The organism is Psychrobacter sp. AOP31-B2-9 (genome assembly GCF_052378005.1).
Classification (GTDB): Bacteria; Pseudomonadota; Gammaproteobacteria; order Pseudomonadales; family Moraxellaceae; genus Psychrobacter.
On record NZ_JBQSXG010000008.1, the window covers coordinates 1 to 16156 of the forward strand.

Annotated in this window: 14 protein-coding genes; 7 read left to right on the forward strand and 7 right to left on the reverse strand. The window is 42.3% G+C overall.

The window, feature by feature from the left end; all coding sequences use genetic code 11:
• The first annotated feature begins 136 nt into the window (after positions 1 to 136).
• Positions 137 to 757, forward strand: coding sequence for a class I SAM-dependent methyltransferase (locus ACT3SX_RS01960; protein ID WP_192518516.1), 621 nt, complete (start codon positions 137 to 139; stop codon positions 755 to 757).
• Positions 758 to 942: 185 nt separating this feature from the next.
• On the opposite strand, the gene lptG is transcribed toward ACT3SX_RS01960, so the two are convergent.
• Positions 943 to 2133, reverse strand: coding sequence for an LPS export ABC transporter permease LptG (gene lptG, locus ACT3SX_RS01965; RefSeq protein ID WP_192518515.1), 1191 nt, complete (start codon positions 2131 to 2133; stop codon positions 943 to 945).
• Positions 2133 to 3404 carry an LPS export ABC transporter permease LptF gene (locus tag ACT3SX_RS01970; RefSeq protein WP_192518514.1) on the reverse strand — a complete coding sequence of 424 codons (1272 nt, stop codon included), beginning with the start codon at positions 3402 to 3404 and terminating at the stop codon, positions 2133 to 2135. The genes lptG and ACT3SX_RS01970 overlap by 1 nt, the downstream gene beginning before the upstream one ends.
• A gap of 688 nt (positions 3405 to 4092) precedes the next feature.
• Here ACT3SX_RS01970 and ACT3SX_RS01975 point away from each other — a divergent pair.
• The 3 genes from ACT3SX_RS01975 to sstT all read left to right on the forward strand — a co-directional run bounded on the left by ACT3SX_RS01975 (position 4093) and on the right by sstT (position 7783).
• Positions 4093 to 5748, forward strand: a complete 1656-nt coding sequence (locus ACT3SX_RS01975; protein WP_192518513.1) for a leucyl aminopeptidase — start codon at positions 4093 to 4095, stop codon at positions 5746 to 5748.
• Positions 5749 to 5783: 35 nt separating this feature from the next.
• Positions 5784 to 6284, forward strand: coding sequence for a DNA polymerase III subunit chi (locus ACT3SX_RS01980; RefSeq protein ID WP_192518512.1), 501 nt, complete (start codon positions 5784 to 5786; stop codon positions 6282 to 6284).
• A 296-nt stretch (positions 6285 to 6580) separates the two neighbouring features.
• The gene (gene sstT, locus ACT3SX_RS01985) at positions 6581 to 7783 is read left to right on the forward strand and encodes a serine/threonine transporter SstT (RefSeq protein WP_192518511.1); all 1203 of its coding nucleotides are present in this window, start codon (positions 6581 to 6583) and stop codon (positions 7781 to 7783) included.
• 118 nt (positions 7784 to 7901) lie between these two features.
• Here the strand turns inward: sstT and ACT3SX_RS01990 are convergent, their stop codons facing one another.
• The 4 genes from ACT3SX_RS01990 to ACT3SX_RS02005 all read right to left on the reverse strand — a co-directional run bounded on the left by ACT3SX_RS01990 (position 7902) and on the right by ACT3SX_RS02005 (position 12169).
• Positions 7902 to 8225 carry a chaperone modulator CbpM gene (locus ACT3SX_RS01990; RefSeq protein ID WP_192518510.1) on the reverse strand — a complete coding sequence of 108 codons (324 nt, stop codon included), beginning with the start codon at positions 8223 to 8225 and terminating at the stop codon, positions 7902 to 7904.
• 86 nt (positions 8226 to 8311) lie between these two features.
• Positions 8312 to 9289, reverse strand: a complete 978-nt coding sequence (locus tag ACT3SX_RS01995; protein WP_192518509.1) for a DnaJ C-terminal domain-containing protein — start codon at positions 9287 to 9289, stop codon at positions 8312 to 8314.
• A 150-nt stretch (positions 9290 to 9439) separates the two neighbouring features.
• Complete coding sequence (locus ACT3SX_RS02000; RefSeq protein ID WP_192518508.1) at positions 9440 to 11548, reverse strand: lipoprotein N-acyltransferase Lnb domain-containing protein; 2109 nt, start codon at positions 11546 to 11548, stop codon at positions 9440 to 9442.
• 129 nt (positions 11549 to 11677) lie between these two features.
• Entirely contained in the window at positions 11678 to 12169 is a 492-nt protein-coding gene (locus tag ACT3SX_RS02005) for a DUF3015 family protein (RefSeq protein ID WP_192518507.1), read from the reverse strand.
• A gap of 401 nt (positions 12170 to 12570) precedes the next feature.
• Here ACT3SX_RS02005 and ACT3SX_RS02010 point away from each other — a divergent pair, with 401 nt between their 5' ends.
• The 3 genes from ACT3SX_RS02010 to ACT3SX_RS02020 all read left to right on the forward strand — a co-directional run bounded on the left by ACT3SX_RS02010 (position 12571) and on the right by ACT3SX_RS02020 (position 13954).
• Complete coding sequence (locus ACT3SX_RS02010) at positions 12571 to 12927, forward strand: IS630 transposase-related protein (protein WP_105244989.1); 357 nt, start codon at positions 12571 to 12573, stop codon at positions 12925 to 12927.
• Positions 12908 to 13420 (forward strand): IS630 family transposase, encoded by a 513-nt coding sequence (locus ACT3SX_RS02015; RefSeq protein WP_318779510.1) that lies wholly within the window; start codon positions 12908 to 12910, stop codon positions 13418 to 13420. The genes ACT3SX_RS02010 and ACT3SX_RS02015 overlap by 20 nt, the downstream gene beginning before the upstream one ends.
• Before the next feature lie 171 nt (positions 13421 to 13591).
• The gene (locus tag ACT3SX_RS02020; RefSeq protein WP_192518505.1) at positions 13592 to 13954 is read left to right on the forward strand and encodes a septal ring lytic transglycosylase RlpA family protein; all 363 of its coding nucleotides are present in this window, start codon (positions 13592 to 13594) and stop codon (positions 13952 to 13954) included.
• Positions 13955 to 14062: 108 nt separating this feature from the next.
• On the opposite strand, the gene ACT3SX_RS02025 is transcribed toward ACT3SX_RS02020, so the two are convergent.
• The gene (locus tag ACT3SX_RS02025) at positions 14063 to 16084 is read right to left on the reverse strand and encodes an ATP-binding cassette domain-containing protein (protein ID WP_192518504.1); all 2022 of its coding nucleotides are present in this window, start codon (positions 16082 to 16084) and stop codon (positions 14063 to 14065) included.
• Positions 16085 to 16156: the final 72 nt, after the last annotated feature.

Genomic DNA, 16156 nt, shown 5'->3' on the forward strand with positions numbered 1-16156 from the left:
ATAACGACTTCCCACAATACAATTCCACAATAGATAGCTGCAAACTACCTCTTTTCTCGCTACAATACGCGTATGATGTGCACGCTGTATAACTGAGCAACCACCGCCTTTTATTTACCCATTATCCGAGAATCCTATGAGCCACCCACTAAATCATAAGCCACCTGCTGACCTATTAAAAAATGCCGAACACTGGCGCGAAGATATTAACTTTCGCCAAGACGTATTGGGCAAGCCGTTTGATTTTTCGACCACGTGGGGTATTTTTTCACCGCAAAAGCTCGATGACGGTAGCTTGATGCTGCTTGATTATGTGGATTTTGAAGCTGACGATGATTCAATTGATTTGGGCTGTGGTTATGGCGTACTTGGTATGACGGCAGCACGTGAATGTCCGAATGGTCAACATACGCTGATCGATAAAGACTTTATGGCGGTAGAATACGCATGCCGTAACTGTGAAAAAAACGGTCTAACCAATGTCGATGTGCATTTATCAAACGGCTTTAATCAAGTGGCAAAAGACAAAGACTTTAGCCTGGTGATGTCAAACTTGCCAGCCAAAGTGGGCAAAGAGCAGCATTATTTATACTTCCTTGATGCTTATGAGCGTATGCGTACGGGTGGTCGCTTTTATGTGGTTACTATCAACGGCCTACGTCAGTTTGTGAAGCGCTCATTTACCGAAGTATTTGGCAATAGCGATAAGATCAAGCAAGGTAAGACGTACACCATTACCATGGCAACCAAAGACTAATACCAACCGCCAAAAATACGATTAGCTGTGTCAAAATCGCTTAGCTTACAATGCGTAGTACTTGCGCTCTTTTTCCTTGCTACTCTAATTTTTGTGAATGGTATAAATTTTTGAAAGTGATAAAAATAAGAAGCCCGCTAAAACATAGTGTTTTAGCGGGCTTCTTTATGGTAAATGATATCTGGCTACATCTGCCGTTTGAGCAGATATCCACCCAATGCCGCACTACCGATGATGGGTAATAGCACCATGAGTAGCGGCGACACTCCAGTAGCGAGCGAGATAAAGCCAACCAAATCTTGCATATAACTAAACAGCAAACCAAACAATAGCGCTACCACGATACGCAAGCCCAAACTATGCGTACGCAGTGAGCCAAAAACAAATGAACAGGCGACAATCACCAATGACAAAATAGAAAATGGTGATAATAGCTTTTGCCAAAACGCCAGCTCATGATTCAAAGAGCGCTGACCCTGTTGACTCATAAACTGGCGATGCTCATATAGCTGAGTCAATGACAAGTCCTCCGCCTTGCGAGTGAGCAAATACACAGACTCAGGAGCAAACGGTAGGCTCAATGTATCAGAGGGTGAGATGGCTTGACTGCTATCAAACCCCTGACCGATATTCAGTTTGGTCATATTATTCAGCTGCCACTCATAGCGATACTGCTCACTTGGTGCATCAATGGTCATATCGACTGGTTCACGACCAATATACTGCCCATTTTCTGCATAGATGGCCGTTTGTAAGCTACCATTATTATCCAAATGCCAGCGTTTGACCTCACCGATGTTGCCTTGAACATCAGCATAATCAATATATAACACATCACTGCCATCCGACATGGTACTACCATCAGCAGCATTTTCAAAGCGTGGCTGCACAGTCCAATAACCACGTACCGATGTGACCAATGCGCGGCTATCGGCATCATTGATCTCTTTTGCCAACTGATTAGAGTATGGTAAGACGAACTGGTTAATCGCCAAAGCAAGCAACACAAAAATCATGGCAGGCTGTAACACCCAACCGACAATGCGATATACGCTCACTCCAGCAGCACGCATCACCACCAGCTCGCTTTTGTTAGCGAGTAAGCCTAAGCCTACAACCGCACCAAGCAATGCTCCTGTTGGCGTAAACTGCTCTAAAAAATAAGGTGAGCGATAAAAAATATACTTAATTGCCTGCCCCATCGTATAACTGTCGTCTAGTGAGTCAAGCTCTGACAAATAAGAAAAAACCAACTGCAACGCCCACAGACCTAAGACCGCTCCGACAATCGCAAAAAATGCATTACGTTTGACATAACGGCTAAGAACTTTTAGGTTGGCAGGCTTTTTAACCAACTTAGAGAATAAAGCGCTCATTAAGGCTGTCCTCCTTGTGAGCCAGTGCTTTGACTATCGATAACCGTTAATGGCGCATTTTGTTGTTTACGAAAACGCAGTCGATGCTGTACGCGACTTCCCCAATTCATATAAAGTGCTAGTACCATGAATCCAAGAACCAACCACGCATAAGCCCACACACTCACACTGCCTTTGCTTACTGCATTTTTTAGTGAAATAATACCCAACGCGCAGCTGACAAATAATAAAATAGAGGGAAATAAGCGTAACCAACGACCTTGACGAGGGCGTACTTGTGCGAGCGGTACGGCCAGCATAGGCGCGATAATCATCAGCCATGGTAAAGCAAAACGATATCCAAGCTCACCTTGTGCTGCACGTAGCGTATTGGTATTACTTACTTGTGCACCGCCAGTAGCCGCCTGCCATAATGGTCCTATTGCTTGCGTTTCAATGTTGTTTTCGGTGACGACTTCTTCTGATGACTCAGTCAAAGTGATACGGTAGCGATCAAAGCCCACCTGATTGTATTTCAGACTACCTGCTCCAACTTCATAGCGACGACCTTGGAACAAATCCAACTGGGTTACACCGCTATCACCCGTATCTACTTGTTCCGCACGAGTGGCGAGCGTGATAGTATCTTTGCTGATATTAGAGTTTATAACAGCGGCTGGTAGCTCTGGTATACCCAATGACTCTGCTGTTTCTGGGTCAATGGTATTACCAGCATTGATAGCCTCTTTGTCAGCAGCACTGCCCTTTTCTTCAGGTTCAGACTGAATGAGGATCACATTTTGTAATTGTTTTTTATCATCACTTAAGCTGCCCACATACAAATGATAATTGCCACTACTGATAAATTCATTTGGACGTATCAAATCAAATGCGCTAGTCACAGCTTGCTGTTGCCAAACAGCTTCTGATGAACGCACCCCCCACGGTTTTCCGACAATGGACAATGCAGCTTCACCGACAAACAAGGCCAATATCAGGGGCGTAATCAAACGAGCAAGTTTACCACGCGAGACACCACTGGCATTGATAACAGCCATTTCTTGATCGACATACAGGCGCCCAAATACGAGCATCAATGCGATAAAAAATGCTAAAGGCAGAATTAACTCTAAGAAGTACGGCAAATTATAACCAATGATGGTAAATAATAAGCTGATATCAAGATTACCTTCTGCGGCAATACCAAAGTAGCGTATCAAACGACCACCTAGCATCATCACCACTAAAAACCCTAATACTAGAGCAGTGGTTGAAGCGACTTGTTGGGTCATATAGCGGCGTAATATCACAATAGGTACTCTTAAAAAGGGTTGGTATTCTTAATCATTCGTCGCATAATTATGGACAAAATAATGACAATTTTATGCTCCATAGTTGTAGCATGTTAAACATTCAATCACAGCACTAAGCAGTATAGAAACAATGCCGTTCAGCCCAAGTCTTAAACAGATATAAAGATAGCAGTATCACTTATTAGCAATACCTTATAAATATTGGTGATCAAGATGACCGCTAATGCTAGCATGTTTTGCCTAAGAATGGCGGTGAAATGTGTTTGAAAACATTACGCATGCCTTACTGAATAGGCGACAGGCTCTAAAGATGTATAGCAAGATCGTGCAGCAAATATATACGAAATCTTTACCTAACCCTTGCCGACAGCGCAATCATTACCTGATATGCTACACTACAACTATAGCCGAAGACCCCAACTGCTTTAGCCAACCACTTTAGATAGTTAGGATATATTTAATACACATGAACGATAACGTCATCACTCTCGGTGCAGGATTCACCACTATAAGATGAGTGATGCCTTGTCACGTGTGATGTTTCTTATGTTTGAGGCCTTGATCTAGTAAGTTGCTCTAACCTTGAAAGCTGTCGTTAATAAATAGAGTCATCCATATTGACTCACTGTTACGACACTCGTTTTATAACTCTAATAAGGATAACGATATGAATATTAAATTGTCTCAGCACCTACCAAAAACTCATACGCAAAAAATTCTAAAAAAAGAAGCGAAGAGTAAAGATGAAGCGTGTCTGGTTGTTTTAATCGATGATAACAAAAACATCTTTGCCGAATCTGTTCTGACCGATTACACCTCACGTATTGAGCAACTGATTGATGTGTCACATTTTAATGGTAAGGCTGGTGAAACTGTAGTCGATTACGCATTGGCAGGCGACAAAAAAACCACCAAGCAAAACCCTGTACAACTATTATTAGTCGGTGTAGGTAATACCGATAAGCTTAATAACACTGTCTTGAAAAAAATTGCTAATACCATTTATAGTAGCACGCAAAAGCGTGTGTCTTCTATCACTGTTGCGTTGAGCGATGCCTTAGAAGAAAGCCAGTTTGGTCAATTTGCTCTCAACCTATTGGCAGCAAGCTACCGCTTTGACAAATACAAATCTGAACAAGCTTCAACGATACTGACGGACATCTATCTCGTGGCTGATGCTGCATTACAGCCTGCGCTAGCATTTGCACAATCAGTGTTTGCAGGTCAGAGTCTGACTCGCGATGTAGCCAATGAACCAGGTAACATCTGCTTCCCAGCTTATATGGCAGAAAAAGCCCAAGAGCTTGCAGTAGCCTATCCTGACCTATTAACAGTGAAGGTATTAGGTGAAGATGAGATGTCAGAATTGGGTATGGGCTGCTTTTTGTCTGTTGCCCAAGGCTCTACCAAAGAAGGCAAACTCGTACTCATGGAATACCGCGGTAAGTCTGACTTCAGTAGCGATGCTGGCTCCACTAAAGCCGCGACTAGCAGTGCCAAAGTCAGCGGTGGTCTAAAAGCATTGGCTGATAAACTACCAACTAAAAAGTCTGCTAAAAATACTAATACAACTAGCACTGACTTATCAACTGCAAATGATGACGCTCCTATCGTATTGGTCGGTAAAGGCGTCACGTTTGACTCAGGCGGTATCTCTATCAAACCTGGTGCAGCCATGGATGAGATGAAGTTTGATATGGGTGGTTCAGCCTCAGTACTAGGTACTATCAAGGCGTTATGTGAAGCACGTCTACCGATCAATGTCGTTGGTGCGTTAGCCTGTGCTGAAAACATGCCTTCAGGTGATGCAACTCGTCCAGGCGATATCGTCAAAGCCATGAACGGTCTATCAGTCGAGATTTTGAATACAGATGCTGAAGGTCGCTTAGTACTGGCAGATACCCTATGCTATGTACAGCGCTATCAGCCAAAAGCCATCATTGATGTTGCTACCTTAACTGGCGCTTGTGTGGTTGCACTTGGTCATGTACGCTCAGCAGTCTTTAGTAATAACGAAGACGTATTGTTTGAGCTAGAAAACGCCAGTAACTTATCAGGTGACCTTGTTTGGCATATGCCGTTAGATGATGAGTATCAAGCACAGCTCGAATCACCTATCGCAGACTTACAAAACATCGGTGGTAGAGCTGCTGGTGCCGTCACTGCTGCTTGCTTCTTATCTCGCTTCATCGAAGAAGGTCAAGCATGGGCGCATTTAGACATCGCTGGCACGGCATGGAACTCAGGCAAAGACAAAGCTGCCACTGGTCGCCCAGTACCATTATTTATGCAATATCTAAAAAATAGCGCGGATATGGCATAATCGATTAATGACAGCCAATCAACGACAGTCAATTTATGAAAATTAGCTTTTATGTTCTAAGTGAAAATAAAGCCCAAGAAATCTTGGGCTTTATTTGTCAACTGACCCAAACGGCGCTTAACAAAAGCACTCAGTCGCTGCTTATTCTGATCGAAGATGAAGCGTTACTGTCATCGCTTGATGAGGCGCTATGGGCACAAGATTCTACGAGTTTTATACCGCATCAACGCCTTGTAGATGCTTCTAAAAATACTGATGTGGATACTACTGCTGACACCATTCCCAATACTATCAACACTGGTAACCAGTCACTAGCACCTGTCCTACTTGGCAATCATATGCCAGCCGATTTCAAAGGTATCGTACTCAATACCACGATACATCCTGTAAACAGCTTTATGGCAGTGACCAGTAATGCCCAACCAACTCGAGTCCTTGAGCTGATAAAACCTGATGCGCTAAGTGTTCAAGAAGGTCGCAACAAGTATAAAGCTTACCAACAACTAGGCTATGAGCTGACCCACTTTAAAGTGTAATCAGCCTCTCTTTTTCATTTCTCACGATACAACACTATCCTACCTTTCTCATATTGGGCACTTTTCGGTAGCCCTATCAGCTTATGCGGATACGGGGTAGAGGTAGGCGCTTATCCAAAAAAATGCTACCATCCTTCGGTTATTTTTCTGTTCTTATTACAAACGTCTTATTTACAGTCGAATTATTTCAAAATGGCGACAAAGCACCCCTGCATATACTGCGTATTTTAAGTAAGGATCATGCTGTAGCCATTTATAAATGCTTTGACCATATTGACTAAATCGAGGGTGTATAGATGCGTTCATTGATTGCGATGTACCAACGTATAGGGCTGGTTCCGCTCATTATCATTGGTTTGATTTTAGGGGTGTTGATTGGTTGGCAAGCACCAGACATCGGCATTGCATTAGGATTATTGGGCACGCTGTTTGTAGGTGCGTTAAAAGCCGTTGCGCCTATACTGGTATTTGTCTTGGTCATGGCTGCTATCAGTCAACACCGTAGCGGTAACAAGGTTTATGTCAAACCAGTACTTATTATGTATATGTTCGGCACTTTTTTGGCTGCATTGACTGCGGTAGGTGCTAGTTTTTTATTCCCGACTAACTTAGTGTTGATAAATGCGACGATTGAGCAAGTACCACCCGCCAACTTAGAAGCCGTATTGACTAACTTATTAATGAATTTGGTGGCTAACCCTATCAATGCCATCGCTGAGGCCAATTATATTGGTATTCTAGCATGGGCCATCATCATCGGCTTTGCACTACGTCAAGCCAGTGATACTGCGCGCACCGTAGTCAGTGATTTTTCTGATGCGATCTCGCAAGTGGTCAAATGGGTCATTGCTTTAGCACCCTTTGGTATATTAGGTTTGGTCGCAAATACTGTCGCTGAAACAGGCTTTGCTTCTTTGGCAGGTTATGCACGTATCCTGATGGTTCTCATCGGTTGTATGCTATTTATCGCGTTAGTCGCCAACCCAATTATCGTGTTGGTCAAAACGGGCAAAAACCCTTATCCGCTCGTGTTTAGATGCTTGCGTGAATCAGGTATTACGGCTTTCTTCACTCGTAGCTCAGCGGCTAATATTCCTGTAAACATGAACCTTGCTCGCAAACTGGGTCTGCATGAAGACACTTATTCTGTGACGATACCGCTAGGTGCCACTATCAATATGGCAGGTGCGGCGATTACAATTAACGTCTTAACGCTTGCAGCGGCACACACTTTGGGTATCGAAGTGAGCTTTGCGTCAGCACTACTACTGAGTCTGGTCGCAACCATCAGTGCTTGTGGAGCCTCTGGTGTCGCTGGTGGTTCATTGCTCTTGATCCCACTTGCCGCTAGCCTATTTAACATTCCAAACGAAATTGCCATGCAAGTGGTAGCGATTGGCTTTATCATTGGTGTGATACAAGACTCGGCAGAAACAGCGCTGAACTCGTCAACTGACGTACTATTCACCGCAGCCGCTGATCCGACGTATTCTCGTTAATTTGTAGAAGATTAAACGCTATAAATAGAGAAACTAAAAACAATAAAGGGCCCAATTTATTATTGAGGCCCTTTTTTATTGGCTATTTCTTAGGGCGTGTCTTCATTTACCAAATTATTTACTTTATGTGATCAATGTCCACTTCTATCACTGGCGTTTGTAAGTCTAATTGACGTTTTAGTTGGCGTAACTGTTCCACCTCATCTAACAGCTCCAGTATCAAACCAATCGCTGGGACGCTGGCTTCAAAATCACGGCTAAGGCGTGAGGCACGGCGCACGGTTGTCAGCTGATAGCCAGTAAACTGCTCACGCTCTGGCACATCATACTCAATGATATTTTCTTCCATCAACTCGATGACCCATTGGCGCTCTTGGCCACAGGCAGATACTAGCTCATCCAAGCTCATGATGATATCGGTAAATTCAGGCGAGTGTTTCATAACTATTATCCTCGTTTTCTTTCTATTTCATCGTTATCGTATGCATCTCTATTGCGGTGATAAATGACTGCTATCAAGGAGTTGAGTTAACGGTCAATATGGACATCAGCAAAGGCCTGCTTTAATTGCTCATAAGCATTGGTTGCCGCTTCACTACTGATATCAGGATTGACAATATTTAAGGTCAAATACAAATCACCTGCTTTCTTGGCAGGAATACCCTTGCCTTTGAGACGCAAATTACTACCAGATTTACTGTTTTTGGGGATAGAAACACCAAGCTTTCCTGCTGGCGTACTGACATTGATTTTTTCACCCAATGCCGCCTCCCATGGAGCGATATTGACGGTCTGATAGACGTCAGCACCTTCAACACGAATATTATCTGCATGACGGATTTTTACTTTTAAAAATAAATCGCCGTTTTTGCCACCACCTATACCAGCCGCACCTTGTCCTGCTAGGCGAATCTGCTTGCCATCAGTAATACCTTTCGGAATTTTAATTTTGAGCGTCTTATTGTCATAGTCCACGCTGCCATTGGCCTGACGAACCGGAACGTTTAATTTGATACTATAATCGTCACCGTTATAAACTGATGCCAAATCGACCGTAATCTCTGCATGCTGATCTTGACCTTTGCTATCTTGTGACCCAAAGCCACCACGCTGTGATTGTCCGCTCGCGCCACGACCAAATGCAGAAAAAATATCATCGAAGCGAAAACCACCATCGCCATAAGCTTCGCCGTCACCAAACTGATCTTTGATGTCTTCCCAACGGAATCCACCCTGTCCAGCCCCTGCCGACTGACCACCAAAGCCACCAGCGCCAGCTTGACCCGCAAAAGGATTGTCTAGCATGGCATCATATTCTGCACGCTTGTCTTTATCTCGGATGGTTTCGTAAGCATTGTTAATCTCCGCAATCTTATTATCAGCATCTGGATGATCGCTAACATCAGGGTGATATTGACGAACAAGCTTACGGTATTTTTTTTTGATATCGGCGTCTGAGGCGTCTTTTTTGACCCCTAAAATGTCATAGTAGGTTTTCTCTGCCATGTTATTTTTCCTCAAAATAAAAGTATGTTGATAAGATTGGTATGCCCATTTTCAACGATACGGTATGGAAATTTGTGTGACTGCGATATAAAAGGTTGTCGCTATACTTTAATTATAGTAGCAACCAAAATAAAAATGGTTAGATAAATATTACCAATAATGATGCCAGGCTATAGCAGCATTTAATTTACCTCTATCATCTAATATAGCATTATTATCAGCCGTAACTGTGTCAGAGTATGTCACCACAATTCGAGCATCGTCATTCTTTGATAACTGTTGACGTAATGTCAATTTGGTAAAATCCATACTAGCGCGCCCTTCTCGTTTTGAGGCGGTATAAGACAGCTCAGCACTTTGTCTATCACGTTTTGCACGCACACCTACCTCAATACCGATATCGGCATGCTTGTCTTGATCATGGACAGTCGCATTGACCATACTGTAGCCCAGTATATGCTTGCCAAATTTAGCACCTGCACCAACGCCCGCTTGAGCATAAGGACTGTGACGGTTGCCAGTAAAAACATCTGTACGAGCGCCTGTTTTTAGCTGCCAAGACAGTTTAGGCTCGCCTGATAGCGGCTGCCTAAGATCTTCAATCTGCTGCATGTCCAAAAACACAAAATCCGTCAACGTCAATTGACGCGAATCAAAGTTATAGCCCAATGAAAGCTGTACAGCTTCAAAACGCTTATCAATATCTGTATAGGCGTTGAGTGGGTCTTTCACAAATAATGATAAACCGATTTCTGTCATCTCATCAGATAAAGCGACTTTGGTTTGCGTGGTTTTATTACTCAATGCTGGTGACGCTTTATTTGGTACAGTCAATTGAGCCAAACCATCACTCACTGGTAGTCTAAAACGCTGACTGAGCAACTCACTTTTAAAAGCTTGCTGCTGTGGCGTATCGTCCTGTGATATTGTATATGTACGATGCAAAATCAAAAAATCAAGTGCAAGTGCCTTATCCTCATCATTCAAATTGGCAAGCAGTTCGATATTTTCTGTACGAATTACGGTATTGATAACATCTTGTATAGGCTTAGGTAGTTGTACAAACTTCTCACGCAGTTGCGTTTGTTCAGAGGGCAAATAACGTATCGAAGATACTAATGACTCGGCACCATCTTCATGCTCCAGCAGCTGATCAAACACATAGTCTGGTGCATACCAAGGGCCTATGCGTTCCGTTGTTTTGACATCGCTGATCAGCTCAAGTATCTCACCTGAACGATAGCCACAGTTTTGCTTAATAAAGTAATAATCAAACCGAGCAGATTTTGCTTCATATAAATGATAGTTCAATAATTGGGTTTCATACGATTCAAGGTTAAGTACATACTCCCACATATCTCGCTGTTCATTTTTAGAATACACTGCGTCTTGCTTAAAAAACTCTGTCTCCGAAAATCCAGCATCATAAAGCCCAAAAAGCCCTTTGATAGCGTACATGGCGCCATTTTCATTTGCTGGAATGCTAGCACCAAAGTTATAAGAACTATTAAGCAAATCCTCACTCGATAGCTCTCTGACTTCATTAGTGTTCTTGTTTTTGGCGTTCTCGTTTTTGGCACCTGCTGGTAGGCTGGTTTTTACCAATACATGACCAAAGGAAGAAGCGGGGTTTTTTAGATAATTACTGACTAAAATCAAGCTTATTTCTTGATTGGGATCTGGCAATTGGGCGCACTCGTTAAGATTGACATGCAATTCAGGTAGGTGGTGAGTAAGCCATAAATATCTGGCCGGATATTTACAAACGACCTTTTCATCATCAATGCTTTCTATCGTTGCCATCAGCTCCGCATAAGGATCAACATCCTTTTTTGAGCGTGGCTTTGGGTTGGTCAAATAAAATCCTGGTGAGATAACTTCTGCTTTACCATCTTTATAAAATAATAAATGTTGCCACTGTCGATGCTGGGACAGGGATTGTAGTTTTATGGGGTCAATCGTTACGTCTTTATTGACGTCTTGTTTTGGCTCCGAAAATGACGCTTCATGGGTCGCTTCTATACTGCGTCCATTATCTGGCAAGCTATCCATTTCGCTGTCAGCCCTGCGATAAGCATCGTTATCAGCCGTGGCTGCCTCAATAACACCATCCTCACTAGAGTCGGTTTGTTTGCTCTGATCCACCGATGCGAGCTTAGGCCTATAACCGCTTGAATCGACCATACTCAACTCATCAACTCCTACTGCATAAGCAGTAGATGCCGAAAAACAAGCCAACCATAAAAATACTTTTTGCATGTTATCTAGACACCATAAATACATAAGCAATAAAAAACACGTAAGCACTAGGTTTACGTGTTTTTTATCATTAAATCATTAAAAGCTTCAGCATTAAACGAATTGCTTAATAACTGACATTTTCAATATTTAGATAGCGCAGTTTTGCTGAACGATATTAAATAGCGTTTCTGCATTTTGATCTTGTGTAGCGGTACGATACGCAGAAGTCTGAGCATATTGACCATATTGTGCACGTACGCTCGCAGCTGAATCACAGTTAGCAACGTTCTGTAGTGCAGACAAATGAGCACCTTGGCCTGAAGCTAAGTCTTTTTCAACACTTGGAAAGGCTTCTTTGATCAAAACAGCGGCCCTAACATTACCACCTTGGCAAGTGTTAGGAGACATAGAGTCAGAAGTAGCAGCCGTGGTGCCTAAATCCCAAGTTACGTTAGAGATAATAGCAAGAATAGGGCTTGAATTACCAAATAAAGCGCCGCCAATACCGCACTGCTTATAAATCTGCTCGATGGTACGACCGGTATCTGCTGTCTTAAAATTAGAACCAAGATCAGCATTCGCTGTGCTAAATGGAATCATTGCAGCGACAACTGAAGCAAACGCAATTTTCTTCAACATAAAATTTCCTCACAAGACAATAAAAGATAGATTTTCTCACCATACAATCGAAAACTATGAGTGTTTCTAAAAAATCTAAAACAATGTTCAACCTTTGGTATTTTACAAAATAGTAAGAATATAGCAAGATTTTTTTCTTATATTAATGATATTAACTTATATCCAATAACATGAAACCTTTTATCTCATTATACTTGTCTATTTAAATATAATAGAGGCTTTTTATATTATGAATATTTTCTTAGAAGGCAGAATTGGCTTTTGTTGCAGCTTTAAAGCAAACAAACCTTATTTATTTTTAATGCAAGAGCAGTAAATGAAAATCACTTATATTAGTATAGTCAATTCCACCTAAAAATGTTATAAAATAATTAACAAATTCAATTGTTATTATAAAGACCATGACTTACTCACTAGATTTCCGCAAACAAGTACTAAAAAGCTTAGACGAGGGTATGACCTTTGCCGAGGCAGCTAAATTCTATAACCTCAGCCCAACCACCATACAAAACTGGAAGAGACGTGTTCATAGTAAAACAACCAGGCAAACCAAACCCTATAAAATACCAGATGACGTGCTACTCAATGATGTCAAAGAACATCCTGATGATTATCAGTATGAGCGAGCACGTCGTTTAAACTGTAGTAAAACAGGCATTCATCATGCCCTAAAGCGCCTAGGCATCAGTCAAAAAAAAGACATTAGAGCATCCAAAAGCTTGCCCAATAAAAAGAGCGGTGTATCAGGGAAAGCTTGATAGCTTTAGGCAGCAAAGCTATCCCATCGTTTATATGGACGAAAGCGGCTTTGAGGCTGAAACCATTCGTTCTCATGGTTACGCGCCTATTGGTAAGCCTTGTATTGATCGCTACAACTGGCAAGGTAAAAAGCGAACCAATGTCATTGCTGCTCTTTATGAGAAGATGCTGTTTGCACTTGATTACTTTAAGTACAACATCAACAGCAGCATATTCTACAACTGGTGCAAACAAACCCTCATCCCAAGTCTTAAAACCAAATGTGTGATTGTCATGGATAACGCTCGGTTTCATAAAAGTAGACGTATCCAAAAGCTACTCAACAGACATGGTCATCGTATTCTTTGGTTGCCGCCGTACAGCCCAGACTTGAACCCTATTGAAAAGAAATGGGCACAAGTGAAGTTTCTACGCCAAGGCTGGATGGAAAACGACTTATCCAAATTGTTTTATGATGTTTGCCCTAACCATAACAATTTTATTTTGAGCTGACTATAACCTGAAACATATTATAAAATAGACTGAACTCGTGGTTTTTTACAAAATGGTAAGGACGTGGCAAGCTATTTATTGTAAAATATCTATATTATTCATACTCATAGGGAGTACGGATAACATAGGCAAGAGTACCTGTCTATTTTATAAATTGCTTAAAGGTATTAAATGTCTTATTTAATCAGGTCTTTGGTTATCACTTTGTCACTACTACTTAGTACCACTGTTTTTGCTGGCAATACCAGTTATTACGGCAGCAAATTTCACGGTAAACGTACCGCTAGTGGCAGTATCTTCGACATGAACTCATTAACTGCTGCACATCGCACGTTACCGTTCGGCACCAAAGTCCAAGTAACTAACCAAAAGACAAAGCAGAGTGTTATTGTAAAAATTACAGATAGAGGGCCTTTTATTCGAGGTCGTATTCTTGATTTATCAAAAGCCGCTGCTGGTCAAATAAACTGTCAGTTGTGTACAACGACAATGGAAATATTATCTTATGGTGATGGTAAGTACCGTAAGGAATAATGTAATAAAAAGGGAGGGCGATTGCCCTCCCTTTTTTATAACTACCTTTACAAATATCGTTATCAGCTAAAAATAGCTTAACAAACAATATCTACTAAGCCACATCATCTACTCAAGGCCAGCTTCCATTTCCTCTAACGTCGTCATCGATAATAATAATTTTTCTTCATTATCACTATGTTGCTGTTGTAGTGCTGTTTGCTCATTGAGCAGAACAAGCAAATCTGACTTCCGGCTTTCTTCATACAATGTTGTATCCGCCAACTTTTCTTCAAGTACCGCTAGCTGCTTATCAATTTTAGCCAATGATTTTTCTGTACTCTCAATATCACGGCGTATCGGAGCGGTTAGCTTGCGTTGTTCAGCAGCCTGTTTACGCTGGGCATCTTTGCTAAGTGCAGGCTCAGCATTTTTATTCTTTGATGGTGCAGTAGACGCTTTATTGCCTACTTGACTATCAGTTGTTTCACGTGAAACAAACCTTTTACTCTCTTTTTTACTTTTTTTCTTACCTGTGTTTTTATCTTGTGCGTTTTCCTGCTTACGCTTTTCGGCGAGCCATTTACCATAGTCTCCGATATCACCATCAAACTCTTCGATAATACCGTCATGTACCAAGTACAGCTCATCACAAACGTTAGCAATCAGTTCACGATCATGCGAGACCAATACCACTGCGCCTTCAAAACCTTGTAGTGCGATGGTCAATGCTTGACGCATTTGTAAGTCTAAATGGTTGGTTGGCTCATCAAGCACGAGAACGTTTGGGCGCTGCCAAACAATCAAGGCCAATGTCAAACGCGCACGCTCACCACCAGAAAACAGCTCACTAGGGGTATCAATACGATCACCACGGAAATCAAAACTGCCCAAAAATGAACGTAGTATCGCATCCGAAGTCTTACCCGCTAGGCGACGCATCATCTCTATCGGTGTGGCCTTTGCGTCTAAGATGTCCATTTGATGCTGGTTAAAATAGCCTAATTTCAGCGTATCAGATACTCGATACGTGCCTGTTAATATGCCAAGCTCGCCAACCAATGCCTTAATCAGTGTTGATTTACCTGCACCATTCATACCGAGTAAACCCAGACGCGTATCGGGAGTCACCTGCACATTGGCATTGTGCAGCAGTGGTACGTCGCTATAACCAATGTCTGCTTTCGTCAGCTCAATCAGCGGTGAGCTCATATTTGCTGGCTCATAAAAACGGAAGGAGAAAGGGTTTTCTGCCATCATTGGTGACAGCTCCGCCATACGCTCAAGCTGCTTAATACGACTCTGAGCTTGCTTGGCCTTACTGGCTTTCGCACGGAAACGACGAATAAAGTCATCCAAATGTGCCTTAGTCGCTTCTTGCTTCTCAAACGCTTGCTGCTGCTGTGCCATACGCTCATGACGCGTACGAATGAACTGCTGGTAGTTACCTGTGTAGAGCGTGATTTTTTGTTGTTCTACATGAAGGATATGACCAACCGTCGCATCCAAGAATGCCTGATCATGCGAGATGACAATCACCAGACCCATATATGCATTGATCCAAGTCTCTAGCCAAAGAATCGCATCCAAATCCAAATGGTTGGTTGGCTCATCAAGTAACATTAAATCAGCGCGGCTCATCAATGTTTTGGCAAGGTTTAGACGCATGCGCCAGCCACCTGAGAAACCTTCTACTGGTAGCTCATGCTGGCTAGTATTAAAACCCAGTCCCGCCATAATTTGAGCGGCTTTGGTCGGTGTGCGATAGCCATCAATTTCATCAAATTGCTGATGCAATATGCCAATCTGCTCATCACTGACACTGCTCAAATCATTTAACGCGGCATTAATCTCATACCACTGTTCATCGCCACTTAATACATAGTCAACCGCTGTCTGCTTGGTTGCGCCCACTTCCTGTGCCATGTGTGCCACATGCCAGCTATCAGGAATACTTACTTCGCCCCTATCAAGAGTGACTTCGGTATCGCCCGTACCCATTTGCGTCAGTAATAAAGCAAACAAGGTGGATTTGCCAGTGCCATTATTGCCTGTTAAGCCAACTTTGTGACCCGGATGTAGCTGAAAGCTTGCACCGGCAAACAATTCACGACCATCACGGCGAACACCAACGTCTTTAAATTCGATCATATAATTTCTTCATCTCAACAGTAATATAAAATATAAGGCAATAAGAAAAACACACATCTGGCATGTTAACTG

What these genes read in the sequence shown, in the direction of transcription:
- ACT3SX_RS02000 (WP_192518508.1), bottom strand. Translation starts at nt 11,548, where the DNA reads ATGCAAAAAGTATTTTTATGGTTGGCTTGTTTTTCGGCATCTACTGCT.
- ACT3SX_RS01970 (WP_192518514.1), bottom strand. Translation starts at nt 3,404, where the DNA reads ATGACCCAACAAGTCGCTTCAACCACTGCTCTAGTATTAGGGTTTTTA.
- ACT3SX_RS01990 (WP_192518510.1), bottom strand. Translation starts at nt 8,225, where the DNA reads ATGAAACACTCGCCTGAATTTACCGATATCATCATGAGCTTGGATGAG.
- ACT3SX_RS02010 (WP_105244989.1), top strand. Translation starts at nt 12,571, where the DNA reads ATGACTTACTCACTAGATTTCCGCAAACAAGTACTAAAAAGCTTAGAC.
- sstT (WP_192518511.1), top strand. Translation starts at nt 6,581, where the DNA reads ATGCGTTCATTGATTGCGATGTACCAACGTATAGGGCTGGTTCCGCTC.
- ACT3SX_RS02020 (WP_192518505.1), top strand. Translation starts at nt 13,592, where the DNA reads ATGTCTTATTTAATCAGGTCTTTGGTTATCACTTTGTCACTACTACTT.
- ACT3SX_RS01960 (WP_192518516.1), top strand. Translation starts at nt 137, where the DNA reads ATGAGCCACCCACTAAATCATAAGCCACCTGCTGACCTATTAAAAAAT.
- lptG (WP_192518515.1), bottom strand. Translation starts at nt 2,133, where the DNA reads ATGAGCGCTTTATTCTCTAAGTTGGTTAAAAAGCCTGCCAACCTAAAA.
- ACT3SX_RS01995 (WP_192518509.1), bottom strand. Translation starts at nt 9,289, where the DNA reads ATGGCAGAGAAAACCTACTATGACATTTTAGGGGTCAAAAAAGACGCC.
- ACT3SX_RS02005 (WP_192518507.1), bottom strand. Translation starts at nt 12,169, where the DNA reads ATGTTGAAGAAAATTGCGTTTGCTTCAGTTGTCGCTGCAATGATTCCA.
- ACT3SX_RS02025 (WP_192518504.1), bottom strand. Translation starts at nt 16,084, where the DNA reads ATGATCGAATTTAAAGACGTTGGTGTTCGCCGTGATGGTCGTGAATTG.
- ACT3SX_RS01980 (WP_192518512.1), top strand. Translation starts at nt 5,784, where the DNA reads ATGAAAATTAGCTTTTATGTTCTAAGTGAAAATAAAGCCCAAGAAATC.
- ACT3SX_RS01975 (WP_192518513.1), top strand. Translation starts at nt 4,093, where the DNA reads ATGAATATTAAATTGTCTCAGCACCTACCAAAAACTCATACGCAAAAA.